Raw genomic sequence first — 17203 nt, 5'->3', positions numbered from 1 at the left:
ATGAAGAAGGGGATACACCCAGATTTAAAGAAAGCAATAGTAAAGTGTGCATGCGGTAATACCTTTGAAACCCTGTCGGTAAGGGAAAAGATTAATGTAGAAATATGTGCAAAGTGCCACCCAATTTTTACGGGCAAAGAGAAGCTTTTAGACTCTGCAGGCCAGGTAGAGAAGTTTGAAAAAAGGTATGGAAAGAAAAGAAAGTAATGTTTGAGAAGCTGGAAGAAATTGAGAAAAGATACTACGATATCGAAGAGGAAATGGCGAAGCAGGAAACCATCGCCGACATGGAAGCATACAAGAGGCTTGCAAAGGAGTATGCGGACTTAAAGGAAATAGTCGATATTTTTAAGGAATGGAAAAGAAAAAGGGATGAAGCAGAAAAGACACTGGAAATATTGAAGCTTGAGACAGAGAAGGAGATGAGGGGGCTGGCTAAAGAAGAAACAGCCATAATCGAAGAGGAAAAACAGAGGCTCGAGTCTTTATTGAGGGAAAGGCTTTTGAAGAAGCACACAAGACAGGCGAAGAGCATGTTTCTGGAAATAAGGGCGGGGACAGGGGGCGAAGAGGCGGCCCTGTTCGCAAAAGACATGTTTACCATGTATATGAAATATGCTGAGAAGATGAAATGGAAAACAGAGTTGATAGGAACAAGCATCTCAGACCTCGGTGGCCTTAAAGAGGTTATAATGGTTATAGAGGGAAAAGACGCTTACAACATGCTGGAGTACGAAAGCGGCGTTCATAGGGTACAGAGGGTCCCGTTGACAGAAGCACAGGGAAGAATTCACACATCTACAGTAACTGTTGCCGTACTCCCTGAGCCCGAGGAGCTTGAATTACATATAAACCCCGATGAGTTAAGAATAGATGTATTTAGATCGAGCGGTCCCGGGGGCCAGCATGTGAACACCACAGATTCAGCAGTCAGAATTACACATATACCTACGGGCATTGTTGTTACATGCCAGGATGAGAAGTCACAGCATAAAAACAAGTCAAGGGCCATCAGGGTGCTAAGGGCAAGGCTTAAGGAAAAGATGGAAAAGGAACAGGAACAGGAAATATCCGAAGAGAGAAGAAAACAAGTAGGAACAGGGGAGAGAAGTGAACGCATAAGGACATACAACTTTCCACAGGGAAGGGTAACCGATCACAGGATCGGGCTTACATTATATAAGTTGCAAAACATATTGAACGGTGACCTTGACGACATAATAGCTCCATTGACAGCCCACTTCCAGTCAGAATCCTTAAAAAAAGGTAAATAATCATTGCGCATTAGAGATCTAATGTTAGAGGAAAGAAGCGTCCCAGGGCTGGACGTTATCAATATTGTCTCCTTTGCGCTTTGTATCAGCAAAGAAGAGCTATTATCAAACCAAGAGCGGGAAATGGGGGATAAAGAAAAAGTCCATATAGAGAGGCTTTTGAAAGAAAGAAGGGGTGGGAAGCCGCTCGCCTATATAACAAAAAGCAGGGAGTTTTTTTCCGAAAAAATTTTTGTTGATGAGAGGGTTCTTATACCAAGGCCCGAAACAGAATTGCTTGTTGAAGAAGCGATAAAAATATTGGAAAATAATCAAAACATATCCCGCATAGTTGATGTTGGAACCGGCTCTGGTGCCATCGGGATAATAGTAGCAAAAAGAACGTTGAGGGAGGTTGTGTGCATAGATATTTCTATTGATGCCTTGTGTGTTGCAAGGAGGAATGCACAAGCAATGCAGGCATTAAAAGAGGTAAAACTGGTTTGCTCAGACCTGTTTTGCAGTATAAATAGAAAAAAAAGATTCGACATGGTTCTGGCAAACCTCCCATATGTTGCTTCTGAGGAATGGGACGATGTGATGATAGAGGTGAAGAATTTTGAACCAAGAGAAGCCCTTTACGGAGGGAGAGGCGGGGTAGAAATTTACAGGAGGTTTGTAAATGAATTGCCAAACTATCTGGAGAAAGATGGATACACACTATGCGAGGTTGGTGGTGATACCCAGGCAGAGAAGATAATGGACATGCTTGAATCAGCAGGAATTCATACAATTTCAAAAAGGGATCTTTCTGGAAACAAAAGGGTGATTATAGGATCATGGAAAAGTTTATAATAGAGGGGGGAGAGAGATTAAGGGGAACCGTTAAAATAAGTGGGTCGAAAAATGCAGTATTGCCACTGCTTGCAGCAACCATTCTCCAGAAGGGCATATACAGAATAGGCAATGTCCCGCACTTAAGGGATGTTGAGACGATGATGAGGCTTCTCAGCATTTTGGGTGGAAAAATTGAGTGGATAGACAGAAACAGCTTGAGGGTTGACACAAGAAATGTAGATAATTATGTAGCCCCCTATGACCTTGTGAAGGAGATGAGGGCATCAGTCCTTGTGCTTGGTTCCCTTGTGGGAGGTTTGCGGAGGGCAACAGTATCTTACCCCGGGGGCTGCGCCATAGGAGAAAGGCCTATAAATTTGCACCTGAAGGGACTTTCTGCCCTAGGCTGCGAGGTGAAAATAAAAGAAGGTTATGTTGACGTGATAGCAAAGAACTTAAGAGGCGCAAGGATATCTTTTGATACACCAACCGTTGGAGGGACCGAGAACATCCTGATGGCGGCGGTTGTCGCAAAAGGCGAAACCACTATAGAGAACGCTGCTCGTGAACCAGAGGTGGTTGACCTTGCATGTATGCTGAAACGTATGGGGGCAAACATAGAAGGGGAAGGGACAAAAGCCATAAGGATAAAGGGCGTTGACACGCTTACCCCATGTGATTTTGAGGTTATTCCAGACAGGGTTGAAGCGGGCACCTTTCTTGTAGCATGCGGCATAACAAGGGGGTACATAACAGTAGAAGGATGTGTCCCACATCATATAGGGGCCACAATTGATAAGCTGAGAGAGGCAGGCATGGATATAGCAGAGGGGGAGAGCTGCGTCAGGGCTTCTATGAATAAAAAGAGACCGACAGCTGTAGATGTAAAAACAGCACCCCATCCTGGTTTCCCCACGGATATGCAGGCCCAGATAATGGCACTTATGAGCGTTTCAAAAGGTACAAGCGCGATAACAGAAACAATATTTGAGAACAGAATGATGCATGCGGCCGAGCTAAGAAGAATGGGCGCTGATATAAGGGTTATAGGTAATACAGCTATAGTAAAAGGGACCAAAATGCTCTCGGGAGCAAGGGTTATGGCAACCGATTTAAGGGCAAGCGCGTCCTTAATAATAGCCGGGCTCGCTGCCTATGGTGTTACAGAAGTTGCGAGAATATACCATATAGATAGAGGCTACGAATCAATAGAAAAAAAACTAAAGGGGCTTGGTGCAAAGATATTGAGGAGGAAGGATGAAGATATGGAATCTTGAAAAAGAAATTGATGCGCTAACCACCTTTATTATCGTGAGGAGAGAAAAAAGAAAACAGGATATAAGAAGTGCGGTTGAGAGTATAAAGGGAGAACTACTTGCAAAGGGAGGGAAGGCGCTTATTGAATTTTCGAGGAAATGGGATGGGTGGCGTGAAGATCACCCATTGAGGCTCACAGAAAACGAGATACACGAGGGCGCATCGAAGATAGAAAAGAAAGAACTTACAGCTCTAAAGGGGATGATAAAAAACGTTGCGTCCTACCACAGGCAGCAGAAGGGTCATAATAGAACTTACAGAAGGAAGGGCGTTGTAGTAAGGGAAGAATTTGTCCCTGTAGAAAGAGCACTTGTGTATGTACCTGGTGGAAAGGCATCATACCCGTCTTCCCTGATAATGGGGGTTGTCCCTGCTCAGCTTGCTGGTGTGAAAAATATATCAGTCACGACCCCCGCAGTAAATGGTGTGGTCAATCCATATGTGGCTGCGTGCTGTGCGCTTCTGGGTGTAAGGGACGTCTATAGAATTGGGGGTGCCCAGGCAATATATGCATTTTCTTACGGAATCGGTGGTATACCAAGGGTTGATATGATTGTGGGACCGGGGAATGCATATGTGGAAGAAGCAAAAAGGGATGTGTACGGGAGGGTTGGCATTGATATGCTGGCGGGCCCGACAGAGCTCATTATTCTTTGCACTGAACCGTTTTCTCCCGATGTGTTAGCCTGGGATATGCTTTCTCAGGCAGAACACGATGAGATGGCAATGGTTGGCCTGTTTTCCCCGTCAAAAGAACATCTCTATAATATTCTAAGGAGCATAGAGAAACTTATCTCTTTAAATGAGAGGAGAGATGTGATAGAGAAGGCGTTGAGAGAAAACGGTTTTTTGATACATTACAAAGATGTGGATAAGGCGATTGAGGTGATAAATATGATTGCCCCCGAACACATGGAATTAATAGGGGACGAGAGAGAAGAACGAAAGATGTTTTACCCAGGCATAGTCTATCTGGGTCCCTATACTCCTGTGGCAATGGGGGATTATTATATCGGAACTAACCATGTACTGCCTACGGGAGGAGCAGGGAGGTTCACCGGCGGCCTTTCTGTTGAAACATTTACAAAGAGAAAAGTTCTGGTTAAAATAGATAAACAGTTCCTGCGTAGATACGCTGACAACGCGATTATACTTTCTGAGATAGAGGGACTTTTTGCACACGGGGAAGCCATAAAAGCAAGAAAGGAGTTGTAGGATGAAATTAAAAATCGGGTTACCAAAGGGGAGCCTACAGGAAACAACATTCAAATTGTTTAAGAACGCGGGCTATAATATAAAACTTCGCGAGCGTTCATACATGCCAACAATAGACGACCCGGAGCTTGAAGGGCTTGTTATAAGAGCACAAGAAATGGCCCGTTATGTGGAAGATGGGATACTTGATATGGGGATAACAGGGCTGGATTGGGTGCTTGAGCAGGATGCAAAGGTTGTGGAGCTTGTAAGGTTGAAATACGGAAAGGTGGGGTTCAGGGGGGTAAAATGGGTTGTGGCAGTGCCTGCAGATTCACCAATTAAGAGCATAAAAGACCTGAAAGGAAAAAAGATCGCCACAGAGCTTGTAGGTTATACCAGAAAGTACCTGAAGAAAAAGGGGATAGATGCTACCGTTGAGTTTTCATGGGGCGCAACGGAGGTAAAACCACCCCTTCTCGCCGATGCCATTGTAGAGGTAACGGAGACAGGCGCATCGCTTAAGGCAAACAACTTGAGGATTATCGACACAATCCTTGAATCTGAAACAGTGTTGATAGCAAACAAAAATGCATGGAAGGATGAGTGGAAAAAAAGGAAGATGGAGAACGTGGTAATATTGCTAAAAGGCGCACTTCTTGCAGAGGAGAAGGTAGGGCTTAAAATGAATGTGCCAAGGAACAGGCTTGAAAAGGTAATAAAAATCCTCCCTTCCCTACATACGCCTACAATTTCAAACCTTTCAGATAAAGGCTGGATAGCCATAGAAGTCATTATGGATGAAGAAACTGTGAGAGACCTTATACCTGACCTTAAAAGGGCGGGCGCGCAGGGAATCGTGGAGTATCCGTTAAGCAAGGTGATACCATAGAGGCAGTTGATGAGTTTCGAGTAATTAGTTAAAGGCGAAAGACAAAAACCCGAGAGTGAACAATAAACATTTTTAGGGGGAAGCATGGATAGAAAATCAAAGGTAGAGAGGAAAACAAAAGAAACAACCATAACAATAAAATGGGTGCTTGATGGCAAGGGTACGTACAGCATATCAACAGGGGTCCCCTTTTTTAACCACATGCTCGAGCTATTTTCAAAACACGGTTTTTTTAATCTGGACATAAAGGCAAAAGGGGACATAGACGTAGACCAACACCATACCATAGAGGACGTAGGCATTGCTATGGGGAAGGCATTGAAGGAGGCACTTTCTGATTTTGAAGGGATAAGGCGTTATGGATATGCAATAATCCCCATGGATGAAGCCCTCTGTATGCTGGCAATAGACATAAGCGGAAGGCCGAACTTTGTATGGAGGGGGGGGCTGCGGGGTAAAATAGGCGCCTTTGATGTAGCGGTATTGAAGGAATTTTTTAAAGGATTTGTCAATGAGTCAAAATGTTCCCTCCATATAAATGTGCTCTATGGAGAGAATTTACACCACAAGACAGAAGCGGTCTTTAAGGCCTTTGGAAAGGCCCTGAGAGAAGCCGTGACAAAAGACGAGCAAATAAAGGGAGCGCTCTCAACAAAAGGCATGTTGTGATGCGTTTATAACCAGGGCAACAATGATAGCCATTGTAGATTACGGAATGGGAAACCTGAAGAGTGTTACAAATGCATTTAAAAGGCTCGGCGCTGATGTAGTAATTACAAGAGACAAGAGGGAAATAGAGTCATCCAGCGCCATTGTCCTGCCAGGCGTCGGGGCCTTCGGCAAATGCATTGAAAACCTGAAAAAGCTCGGCTTGTTTCATTTTATAAAGACACTGATAATGAACGACAGGCGATACCTGGGTATATGTCTTGGCATGCAGATACTATTTGAATCGAGCGAAGAGGCCCCGGGCGTTGAGGGTATGGGGGTCATAAAAGGCACAGTACCGAAGTTTAAAGGCAACATAAAGGTGCCGCACATGGGGTGGAACAGCATTGAGATTATGAAGAATACCGAGATTTTTGATGGTATAAAAAACGGGGAGAATTGCTATTTTGTGCATTCTTATTACTGCCAGCCAGAGGAAGATGTTGTTGCAACAAAGACCGATTATGGTATTGAGTTTGCATCATCTGTACTGAAAGGAAACATATTTGCCTGCCAGTTTCATCCTGAAAAAAGTCAGAAGATGGGTCTCAGGTTACTTCAGAATTTTATCGATATTTGTGAATAAAAGAGCCTCTATCTGCTGAATGCTCCACGCTAACCGCTGTTTTGGTGCGAGAGAGGGGAGTTGAACCCCTACGGTTGCCCGCTGGATCCTAAGTCCAGTGCGTCTGCCATTCCGCCACCCTCGCATATTTGATAAATATTTAACACGTTTAAAGGGAATAATCAATTGGTCTTCAGACCGTCTCTTGCCTTGCGCTACCCTTTTCTCTCGCATAGTGTTTCAAAAAAAACAGATCATTCTCTGTAAAACCATCCCAGGCAAAAGGGAAGAGGGCATTATTCTGGTAGATAGGGTCGTCTGCTATGGGATATCGGGCAAATGCCTTAAACCCCTGAAACATCGGTGTATGTGGTATGGGGGTATACTCTGCGATATGGATCCTTACCCCGAAACCAGAAAGATAGTCTATCGTTTTCTTCACATCCTCCCACCGCTGGAAGGGGAGACCTGCCAATATGTAGACGCCTATCCTGTCCATATTGAACCCGGCCCCAGATAAGCAACGTAAGGCATGTTCAAAGCTCTTTAAATCCACCTTTTTGCCTGTTGATCTTTGAACCGAAGGGTCTATGGATTCGAGCCCAATCCTAACCTCTTTGAACCCAGCATCTAAAAGCAGATTCGCCAGCTCTTCGTCGATAAGCGCTGCATTTATGGCATTTGGATTATATATGTCAACAGAGAAGGGAAATTGTGCAACCCCCCTGAGAAGGGGTTTTGCATAAGTATCCTTTCTGTAAAGAAAGTTGTCATCGTACAGCGCATATCTATCTACGCCCCGATTATGCCAGTGTAGAATTTCATTCATCACGCCTTCAGGGTCTCTTCTTACAATGTTTGGATGCATGTAGGGTGTTGCACAGTATGTGCAACGATACATACAGCCATATGAAGTAAGGATTGGAATGAACGGTATGTTTTTATACAGATCGAAGCAGGGATATGGGAGCTCTTTAAAGTCATACATGGATGGCTTAAGGGGCAATGGGGCAGAGAAATTTTTCTCTATAAAGGCATAAAACTTGCCCATTTCATTGTTCTTTACAATTAAATCGGCCTTGTTCATGTGTATGCTGGCATGTTCGTAACACAATGTTGGATATATGCCCCCGACCACAATCTTTGACCGGGGGAACATTCTTCTCAAGAGCTCCAAAACCTCTTTTGTACCGATATACCAATATGTCATAATTGAGGTGAGGAGGATAAGATCTTGCTCCTCCAGGGAGGAAAGCTCTTTCGCCAGTTGTTCCTTTGAGATGCCGTACCTTCTGAACCGTTTCTTTATATTTTTTAAAGATGCAGGTTTTTCAACCTTTTCCTTTATAAAGGGAGCCCTCCCATCTTCTTTCCTTTTTTCCTCTACTACCCTGAGACAATCTATCAGCTGGATTTCCATATTATTTTTTCTCAATACGCTCCCCATATACAGAAGCCCCAGGGGGCTTGACCAGAAACCATAGGCAGAAACATCATATATGTATGGATTGACCAAAAGCACCTTTAAATGTTTCACGTGAAACACCGCTTGTTATGCATTCCGTCTTCTTTTAATAAAAAGCTTTATTGTTATTAATCCAAAAACAAAGCCGCCAATATGGGCATGCCACGCAACACCTTCCATGTGGGAGTAAAGAATTTGCATGAAAAACCATATGGTTAAAAGCAGGATAGCAGGAATTTCAACAATCTTAATAAATATAAAGATGAATAATAATGTCTTTATTCGTGCGCGGGGAAAGAGTATTAAATATGCACCAAGAATTCCCGATATTGCTCCACTTGCCCCGACCATGGGAACGCTTGAGGTTGGATCATAAAAGAATTGGAAAAGAGCAGCAATGACGCCGGACAGCAGAAAGAACACAATAAATCTCTTGTGGCCCATGGCATCCTCCACATTGTTGCCGAATATCCATAAATACAGCATATTGCCACCCAAGTGGAGAAAGCCACCGTGGAGGAACATGGAAGTGAAGACAGTTAATATATTATATGGAAGGAGATCCCACCTGCTTGACAGGGACGTCATAAATTCACGCGGTATCAGCCCATAATAGCGATATATAATGTCGCCCTCTATACCGTATAGTACAATTTTCTGCCATAGAAAAACTAACATGTTTACAAAGATAATGCTTATTGTTATAATGGGAAAAGTGCGCGTTGGTATATTGTCCTTTAAGGGTATCATCAGGGTATTTCTTACCATGCGTTGTTGTACATGTCAAAACATCAAGGTTATGGAGTGATTATGCCTGAACTGAGAAAAGACCCTATTATAGATAGATGGGTGATCATATCTACAGAGAGGGGGAAAAGGCCTGTCTTTTTTACAGAGGAGGAGCCCCCCTCGAAGGTTAGTATGTGCCCCCTTTGCTCAGGTAACGAGAATATGACCCCGCCCGAGGTCTTTGCTATTAGACCTGATGGTTCTCCGCCCAACAGCCCCAACTGGACCCTGAGGGTTGTCCCGAATAAGTTCCCTGCATTACGCATTGAAGGTGATCTAAACAAGGAAGGCGTTGGTCTGTATGACAGGATGAATGGCATAGGGGCGCACGAAGTAATTGTAGAAACCCCGGTCCATGGCCAAACATTATCTAATATGGATGTTCATGGCATACAAAATGTTCTTATTGCTTATAGAGAGAGAGTGCTGGATCTAACAAAGGACAGACGATTCAAGTATATAATGATTTTTAAGAACCACGGCTCTGTTGCAGGGGCATCGCTCGATCATTCCCATTCGCAGCTTATAGCCCTTCCAATAGTTCCAAGAAGGGTCCTTGAAGAGATAAACGGTGGATTAGCCTATTATAAGTATAAAGACAGGTGTATCTTTTGTGACATAATAACACAGGAAAAGGAGGACAATGTGAGGATCGTTTTTGAAAATGCAAGGTTTATAGCCCTTTCACCATACGCCTCTCGCTTTCCTTTTGAGGTCTGGATTTTACCGAAGGAGCATGAGCCATACTTCATCTCAAGCAATAGAGATGATAATTATTTTTCAGTTGCGGAGGTGCTTTCTGCAGTGTTAAAAAGGTATGATAAGGTTCTCAACTCTCCGCCTTATAACTACATGATACATACAACACCCTTTGGCGATGGAGCAACACCACATTATCACTGGCACATGGAGGTTATACCAAGGCTCACAAAAATGGCAGGTTTCGAATGGGGAACAGGCTTTTACATTAATCCTACACCACCAGAGGAAGCAACTGTATATCTTAGAGAAACACACATATAGGGGGTTATTATGAAGATATTAATTGCATCACCTGAAATTTATCCTTTTGTGAAAACAGGTGGCCTTGCTGATGTAACAGGTTCCCTTCCAAAGGCCTTAAAAAAACTCGGCATAGAAGTGAGGGTTATCCTGCCAAAACACAAAGGGATTGAGGAACAGAAATTTCCCATGAAATATAAAAACTATAAGATTTCTTGCCCTATATCGCAAACCTTTGTTGATGCAGAGATAGTTGAAAGTGAATATGATGGTATTACCGCGTACATTGTTGAAAAGGATGAATATTATTACAGGGATTACCTGTATAGTACCCCGGATGGTGACTATCTTGACAATGCAGAGCGGTTTATCTTTTTTTCAAAAAGCATTCTTGAGGCAATCAAGGTAACGGGATATACCCCCGATGTGCTCCATTGCAACGATTGGGAGAGTGCCCTTGCCCCTGTGTTTCTAAAAACTCTCTATAGAGATGATCCTGTCCTCAGAAACGTCTCAACACTATTCACCATCCATAATCTTGGCTATCAGGGGCTTTTCTGGCATCACGATATGCATCTTTTGAATATAGGATGGGAATACTTTACCCCGAACTATCTTGAATTTTATGGAAAAATCAACTTTTTAAAAGGGGGCATAGTATTCTCTGACATAATAAATACGGTGAGCAAAAAATACAGCGAAGAAATACAAACCCCAGAGTTTGGATACGGTCTTGACGGCATATTACGAACAAGAAAGGATGACCTCTATGGCATTATAAATGGAATTGATTATGAGGACTGGAACCCCGAGAAAGATCCTGATCTTCCCACAAGGTATGGTGTGAAAAACATAGAGAACAAAAGATTATGCAAGAAAGCCTTGCAGGAAGCCTTTGGGCTACCCGTTGATGAAAACATTCTATTAATAGCAACCATATCAAGACTTGCCGACCAGAAGGGTTTCGATCTTATTGCGTCTTCACTAGAGGAAATGGTGTCCCTCGGCACCCAATATGTAATTTTAGGAACAGGGGAAAGAAGATACCATGACCTTTTTACTGAATTGTCAAAAAAATTCCCCAAATCATTCTCCGTCAAGATTGCCTATGACAACAAGCTTGCCCACCTTATTGAAGCAGGGGCCGATACATTTCTTATGCCCTCACGATATGAGCCATGTGGCCTTAATCAATTGTATAGCCTTAAATATGGAACGGTTCCAATAGTCAGAGGCGTTGGGGGGCTCGAAGATACCATAGTAGACTATACCAGCACGCCCTTGAGCGGTACAGGTTTTAAATTCTATGACTACTCAAAAGACGCAATGCTTGATGCCATAAAAAGGGCATTGAAGGTTTATGGGGATAAAAAGGCCTGGATGTCTCTTGTAAAGAAATGTATGGGGGCAGACTTTTCGTGGGAAAGGTCCGCAAAGGAATATATAGGGCTATACAAAAAAGCCATTGAGAAATATGAACCCCATTGATTTACTGGGAAAGATTATAGAGATATCCCACTCAAATCTTAAAATAGAATCAAGAATTAATTCAATCATTAATATTATAGCCCAAGATATGCGCCTTGAAGAGGTTATCGTGTATACCCTTGACAAAGACAAGAGGCTTACCTGTAGATTTACAAATCAAAAAAGCATATTATCGGGAATATTAAATCAGTACAGGTGCCATGTTGGTGAGGGGATTGTTGGCAGCGTAGCACAGAAGAGGGCGCCCCAGTTTTTTACAATAAAAGACATACCGCCGAGATTTGGTTGTCTTTTTTACCCGGAACTTGATGGAGTTGTTGAAAAATATAAGACCTTTGCATTCCTCCCATTGTCTGATGATAGCTATATCTATGGTGTTCTAATAGTAAGTTCATCAAATACTGATTCTATACGTGATTCAGAAAAAATTTTACTTTCTATACTTTCAAGAGAGCTGGGCGGGATACTTAGGTCCTATGAGCTTATCCTTTCCTCAAAGAAGAGGATTAGCGAGTTTGCGACACTTTCAGAACTTGGAAAGATCCTTACTTCAAATATAGAACCCAACGAGCTTTTAAAAAATATTGCATTGATAATAGCCAGAGCACTCAACGCAACGTTTGTTACAATAAAGATAGAAGATACATTTTTAAAGCTTGATTCACAAAGGGTTATATATGGCGTAATAGACCCGTCGATAGAAAATTACGTCTATGAGTTAGAGAAAGGGGTCGTAAGGCTTAAAAAGGCAACTTCTTTGAAAAATCAGGCCTCTGAGCAACATGAAAACTCCTTAAAGTCCTCACTTTATGCCTCCCCTGTGCTATCAAAAGGCCGTATCCTTGGAACGATCACAATGGGTGGGGAAAAATCACAGCAAGACTTTGCTTCAGAAGGAGACGGCCAGTATTTGATAAATACAATAGCGAACTACATATCGAGTGGTCTGGAAAATACCTTATTAAATATAAGGCTCAGGGATGTGGTAAAAGAATTGAACGATGCCCAGAAAAGACTTATAGAGCAGGAAAAGTTTAGAAGTCTTGGTGAAATGACTACCAACATTGCTCATGAAATAAAAAACCCCCTTGTAATAATAGGCGGGTTTACAAAGAGGCTTGCAAAGAAGATCCATTTAGATCAAAAGGAAAACAGATATATAGACATAATTCTTAAGGAAGTTTCAAGGCTCGAAACGATACTCAACGAGCTTCTAAGCTATGTAAGGGAAAACCCGATGCTAACAGAAACATGCGATATGAATAATTGTATAGATGAGGTCCTATATCTTTTTACCTCAGATACAGCATGGGAACAAGTCCAGATTGTGAAGGAATATGATAAAAGCCTGCCCCCTGTTGAGTGTGATAGCCAGCAGATTAGACAGGTTTTTATTAATATACTTATGAATGCCTATGAAGCTATGCACGGCAATGGTAAAATAATTATTAAGACAGAGCAGGCGGTATTTAATAACCGACCATTTTTGGCTATTTCTTTTATTGATACAGGCGGGGGCATAGACCCTGCAATCATCGATAACATTTTTAATCCATTCTTCACAACGAAGGACAGGGGGACGGGGCTGGGCCTTGCTATATCTAATAAAATTGTGATGAACCATAAAGGTCATATTGAGGTAAAGAATTCTTTAGGGGAAGGGGGAACATTTATAGTGTACCTCCCTGTAAAAAATAATATAATCAAAGAGGAGTTTTTATGAAAAAGATAAAATTGTTGGTAGTAGACGATGAGGAAAACATAAGAATGCTTTTCAAAGAAGAACTCGAAGAGGAGGGATACCAGGTGGAGGCAGCATCGAATGGCCTGGAAGCCCTTGAGAAACTTAAGGGTTCAAGCTTTGATCTGGTTGTGCTTGATATAAAGATGCCAGGCATGGATGGCATACAGGCATTGAACGAGATAAAGAATTTGAATAAAGACCAACCAGTAATACTGTGCTCCGCATATGGAGAATTTAAACAGGATTTTTCAAGCTGGGTTTCTGATGGATATGTAGTAAAATCAGCAGACACAAAAGAGCTTAAACAAACGATAAAACATATATTAAATATTTGATAAACGCAACCCATGGGCAATCGGCAAGAAGTTTTGTGCAAATCACGAGATATTCAGCACAAGGTCTATTCCTGATAACTGACAGCTTATGGATAATTGCTAAATAATCACAAAAATCTTGATATTAAGGGGTACTTAAAATAATATTAAAGAAACAGGGGGTGTAGCTCAGAGGGAGAGCATCTCGTTCGCAACGAGGGGGTCGCGGGTTCGATTCCCGCCACCTCCAATAATGAGATATGAGGCTTATTACAAAAATACTTGCATTTTTATTACCCTTGCCATCCTTTTATCAATTGTCACAACCTATTCTGGTGTAACCTTAATAGAACATCTCACGCTAAACGAACTGGAAAAGGGTCTGTGCTCTGTTTAAATTTATTCACCCTTGCAACAGACAGGGAACTATAAGAAAAATCAAACATTATTAAGCTCTAAAGGAAAAAGTTGTTGACAATACTTGAAACTATAGATGATGGGATCATAACTGTTGACCCAGGAGGCGTAATAACATGTTTCAACAGATGAAATCCAGTATATCTTTGAGAAATATAGAAGGGGTAGCTTTAGGAAAGAAGTGGATGGTTCTTGCCCAGGCCTTTTTATTGTTAAGTCAATTGTTGAGGCACATGGGGGTGAAATATGGGTAGAAGGTGTTCCTGGGAGAGGAAGTACATTTTTTTACCCTTCCTATATTTAAAGGAGAAGTTTAAAACCAAAATCTCTTTGACATTTACACCATGTATGACTTATAATCACTTCGATGCGTAAATGTGTAATAATGCTTTTGATATTTTTCCTTGCCTCATGTAGCTATATCCCCTTTACAAAAAAGAAGGGTGATACGCCCCCTCAGGCTCAGAAAAAAGAAGAAAAAATGGAAAAGATAGAGGAAAAGGAGCCAAAGCTTGGGGATATAAAGGTAATTGACGGGGTAGAATACATATATGCAAAAAATAGGAGGTACATGTTAACCCCTTATGAGCCAGAAAATGTATGGATAAGGAAAGACCAATACTCTCCAGGTATAGTTGACTCAATGTTGGCCGGAGGGATGGGAAAGAAAGAAAGGGAAGACCTGGAGAAGAGGCTTGCCAAACTTGAAGAGGAGCTTAAGAAAAAAGGCATAGCCCCTCAAATGGTTTATCCTTATCAAATGGGTAATCTTCCTCCAGGCATGGGTTATATGCCGATGCTTCCTATGATTGCGTTCAATTACCCGTCACCAAAGATGAAAAGACGTGTGGTTGTCATGCCTGTTATTGACGAGACAAATTATAAAGAAGAGCATATGGGGGAATTGGCTACAAAACGGCTTATATCTAGACTTGAAAATACAGGCGCCATCATCTGCATAGATCCAAATACAATTAATATTAATATCAAGGACACGCTTACAGGGCCAGCAAATATGAAGGCGTTAAATGAGCTTTATGGTGTACATGCGGTATTAAAGGGGACCCTTTCTGATATTTACACGAGTACGTCAAAGATAGAAGGCAAAGACGATAGGGAGACCTCATTTGCTATATCCAAGATGGCAATTGAAGTTTATAACACAGAAACCGGAACCATTCTAAAACAATTCTCAGGGAGAAACCCTGTGTCACTTACAAGGGAAAAGGGCGACATGAGTTCTGAAAAGGCAAAGATTAAAGCCATAGACCTGTCAATAGAGATTATAGCAGAGGACCTTTTAAGGTCTATACTCTCTTTAGATTGGCATGCAAGAATTGCATCTATTGAAGAAGGCAAGATCTATATAAATGCAGGAAGATTGTCAGGGCTGGAGAAGGGAGGTATCCTTGAGGTATACTCACCTGGGGAGCAGGTGGTAGATTCAAAAACAAAGACACCCCTGGGTAAGATTAAGGGAAATTACAAAGGCGAACTCGAGGTCTTCGAGCTTTTCGGGGTTGATGCATGCTGGGCAAAGGCTAAAAAGGGTAGTAATTTTTCAGCCACTGACCTTGTATATCTTAAAAAGTAATAGCCTATCTTATATTATCAGTAGGGAAATGAACGCACCTATCAGTACAACATAAAGAATATCCACTTTCCTCAAAAGCAAAATTAAAGCCGCAAATCCAATTATAATCCTTATTGCATCCCAAGGAACAGTCAGTGCAAACTTGATGGCAACATAGAGGAGAAGGCCTACAAAGGTAACGAGTATCCCCCTCATTGCCCTGTGGAAATATACAGAAGCCTTTAATCTGTCAAAGAATGGTGTGATAGCGAGAAGGACAAAGAAGGAAGGTGTAAATATGGCTATGGTTGTAACTATTACGCCCACCAGCCCGCGCAACCAGAAACCGACAAAGGTTGCCGTGATGATGATTGGGCCTGGTGTGACCTGACCAAGGGCTATCCCGTCCATAAAAATCTTATTATCCAGCCCTCCCCTTGTGTTTACAAACTCATGCAACATTAGAGGCAGGGATGCAAAGCCGCCGCCGAAGGCAAACAAATTTATTTTCATCATCACTGCGGCAAGTTTAAAGAGGCCTTTGTCCACAGAATAAAGGGCAAAAAGGCTCGTTGCAAGAATGATGAGGAGGATTACAATCTGTTTCACGTGAAACGAACCAACTGTTCTTGTGCATCTGTATTCAGCCCTCTGAATGTTTCTAAATACCACAATTCCTGTGAGGGCAGCCCCTGCGATGACCAGAAAAGGACTCACCCCCATAAAAAGAAGCACCGCAGATGTTATGGTTATAAAGAGGTCCCTGTAATCTTTAAGCACCTCCCTACCAAATAAATGGGTCGCGTTTACAATAATAGCAATGACAATCACCTGAAGGCCGGAAAATAGAGACAAGACGTACCGGAGGTTGTGGAAGCTTAAATATAGTGACGAAAATATCAGCATCAGGGAAAATGCAGGCAACCCAAAACCTATATATGATAGAATTGCACCCGGGAGTCCTCTGGTCTTTAGCCCCACATAAGCGGCCATCTGCATGGCAGTTGACCCTGGTATTGACTGACATAAACCAACACCATCTTTAAAGGTTTCTTCGTCCAACCACTTATTATGTTTTATAAATAGTTCCTTTATGTACACAACCATCGCAGGCCCGCCAAAAGCTCCCACGCCCAGTCTCAAAAACGACAGAAACATTTTTGCCAAAGAAGGGATTTTCTCCATACTCTGGCTGCTATTTTACTAATTGGAGGACGGCTTTAAATTCCTCTGTCCCTGCCTTCTGCAATAGCTCGTATATTAACATTTCAGAAGAGGTAATGGTAACACCAAACTGCCGCATCCTTTCAAGGGCAGCGTCCCGGTTTTCAACTGTCCGTGAAGAGGTCGCATCACCCACCACATGGACGTTAAAATAGGGCAATGCATATAACGCTGTTTGTGCCACACAGATATGGGCTTCAACCCCTGCGAGTATCAAGGTCTTTTTGCCGATTGAACCTATCTGGTCTTTAAAGTCCTTGCAAAAGAAACAGTTAAAATGGACCTTATTAATCGGGCGTACGTCTGGGAGTTCTTTTTTGACCTCAGCAATGGTGAAACCAAGCTTTTCCTGTTGAGTGATTATGACTGGAAGTCCAATGATATGAGAAAACCTTGCAAGTTGAACGACATTTTTAATCAC

18 protein-coding genes and 2 tRNA genes are annotated in these 17203 nt (G+C 42.3%); 15 read left to right on the top strand and 5 right to left on the bottom strand.

Annotated elements, in window-relative coordinates:
• The 8 genes from rpmE to hisH all read left to right on the top strand — a co-directional run bounded on the left by rpmE (position 1) and on the right by hisH (position 6787).
• Positions 1-207 carry a 50S ribosomal protein L31 gene (gene rpmE / locus NTU69_04720; protein MCX5802826.1) on the top strand — a complete coding sequence of 69 codons (207 nt, stop codon included), beginning with the start codon at positions 1-3 and terminating at the stop codon, positions 205-207.
• Positions 207-1274 (top strand): peptide chain release factor 1, encoded by a 1068-nt coding sequence (gene prfA / locus NTU69_04715; GenBank protein ID MCX5802825.1) that lies wholly within the window; start codon positions 207-209, stop codon positions 1272-1274. The genes rpmE and prfA overlap by 1 nt, the downstream gene beginning before the upstream one ends.
• A gap of 21 nt (positions 1275-1295) precedes the next feature.
• On the top strand, positions 1296-2108 hold the full coding sequence (prmC, locus tag NTU69_04710) for a peptide chain release factor N(5)-glutamine methyltransferase (GenBank protein MCX5802824.1): 813 nt from the start codon (positions 1296-1298) through the stop codon (positions 2106-2108).
• Positions 2093-3367: a UDP-N-acetylglucosamine 1-carboxyvinyltransferase gene (murA, locus tag NTU69_04705; protein ID MCX5802823.1), complete on the top strand. Its 1275-nt coding sequence runs from the start codon at positions 2093-2095 to the stop codon at positions 3365-3367. Before prmC ends, murA begins: the two co-directional genes overlap by 16 nt.
• Positions 3348-4622, top strand: a complete 1275-nt coding sequence (hisD, locus tag NTU69_04700; protein MCX5802822.1) for a histidinol dehydrogenase — start codon at positions 3348-3350, stop codon at positions 4620-4622. Before murA ends, hisD begins: the two co-directional genes overlap by 20 nt.
• Before the next feature lies 1 nt (position 4623).
• A complete protein-coding gene (gene hisG, locus NTU69_04695; GenBank protein ID MCX5802821.1) occupies positions 4624-5493 on the top strand; it encodes an ATP phosphoribosyltransferase in 870 nt (289 codons plus the stop codon).
• Positions 5494-5577: 84 nt separating this feature from the next.
• Positions 5578-6162, top strand: a complete 585-nt coding sequence (gene hisB, locus NTU69_04690; protein ID MCX5802820.1) for an imidazoleglycerol-phosphate dehydratase HisB — start codon at positions 5578-5580, stop codon at positions 6160-6162.
• A gap of 22 nt (positions 6163-6184) precedes the next feature.
• Positions 6185-6787, top strand: a complete 603-nt coding sequence (gene hisH, locus NTU69_04685; GenBank protein MCX5802819.1) for an imidazole glycerol phosphate synthase subunit HisH — start codon at positions 6185-6187, stop codon at positions 6785-6787.
• 42 nt (positions 6788-6829) lie between these two features.
• Here hisH and NTU69_04680 read toward each other — a convergent pair.
• From NTU69_04680 to NTU69_04670, 3 genes are all read right to left on the bottom strand, one after another.
• A tRNA-Leu gene (locus NTU69_04680) sits at positions 6830-6911 on the bottom strand.
• A gap of 48 nt (positions 6912-6959) precedes the next feature.
• Positions 6960-8303, bottom strand: coding sequence for a radical SAM protein (locus NTU69_04675; protein ID MCX5802818.1), 1344 nt, complete (start codon positions 8301-8303; stop codon positions 6960-6962).
• A 15-nt stretch (positions 8304-8318) separates the two neighbouring features.
• Entirely contained in the window at positions 8319-8999 is a 681-nt protein-coding gene (locus NTU69_04670) for a rhomboid family intramembrane serine protease (protein ID MCX5802817.1), read from the bottom strand.
• Positions 9000-9041: 42 nt separating this feature from the next.
• On the opposite strand from NTU69_04670, the gene galT reads away from it, so the two are divergent.
• The 7 genes from galT to NTU69_04635 all read left to right on the top strand — a co-directional run bounded on the left by galT (position 9042) and on the right by NTU69_04635 (position 15579).
• Positions 9042-10043, top strand: coding sequence for a galactose-1-phosphate uridylyltransferase (gene galT, locus NTU69_04665; protein ID MCX5802816.1), 1002 nt, complete (start codon positions 9042-9044; stop codon positions 10041-10043).
• Between the two features lie 9 nt (positions 10044-10052).
• Positions 10053-11510 carry a glycogen synthase GlgA gene (gene glgA, locus NTU69_04660; protein ID MCX5802815.1) on the top strand — a complete coding sequence of 486 codons (1458 nt, stop codon included), beginning with the start codon at positions 10053-10055 and terminating at the stop codon, positions 11508-11510.
• Entirely contained in the window at positions 11497-13233 is a 1737-nt protein-coding gene (locus tag NTU69_04655; GenBank protein ID MCX5802814.1) for an ATP-binding protein, read from the top strand. The genes glgA and NTU69_04655 overlap by 14 nt, the downstream gene beginning before the upstream one ends.
• Positions 13230-13589: a response regulator gene (locus tag NTU69_04650; protein ID MCX5802813.1), complete on the top strand. Its 360-nt coding sequence runs from the start codon at positions 13230-13232 to the stop codon at positions 13587-13589. The genes NTU69_04655 and NTU69_04650 overlap by 4 nt, the downstream gene beginning before the upstream one ends.
• Before the next feature lie 157 nt (positions 13590-13746).
• Positions 13747-13818 (top strand) — tRNA-Ala (locus NTU69_04645).
• A gap of 348 nt (positions 13819-14166) precedes the next feature.
• On the top strand, positions 14167-14289 hold the full coding sequence (locus tag NTU69_04640; GenBank protein ID MCX5802812.1) for a hypothetical protein: 123 nt from the start codon (positions 14167-14169) through the stop codon (positions 14287-14289).
• A 63-nt stretch (positions 14290-14352) separates the two neighbouring features.
• A complete protein-coding gene (locus NTU69_04635; protein ID MCX5802811.1) occupies positions 14353-15579 on the top strand; it encodes a hypothetical protein in 1227 nt (408 codons plus the stop codon).
• Positions 15580-15588: 9 nt separating this feature from the next.
• Here the strand turns inward: NTU69_04635 and chrA are convergent, their stop codons facing one another.
• Both chrA and NTU69_04625 read right to left on the bottom strand, forming a co-directional pair.
• Positions 15589-16743: a chromate efflux transporter gene (gene chrA / locus NTU69_04630; GenBank protein ID MCX5802810.1), complete on the bottom strand. Its 1155-nt coding sequence runs from the start codon at positions 16741-16743 to the stop codon at positions 15589-15591.
• A 10-nt stretch (positions 16744-16753) separates the two neighbouring features.
• A partial coding sequence (locus NTU69_04625) for an isochorismatase family protein (GenBank protein ID MCX5802809.1) occupies positions 16754-17203 on the bottom strand: 450 nt, incomplete at its 5' end.

It is taken from the genome of Pseudomonadota bacterium, from assembly GCA_026388215.1.
GTDB lineage: Bacteria > Desulfobacterota > Syntrophorhabdia > Syntrophorhabdales > Syntrophorhabdaceae > JAPLKF01.
Note: the sequence above shows the minus strand (reverse complement) of the source record. Positions and strands in the feature narration are given on the sequence as shown.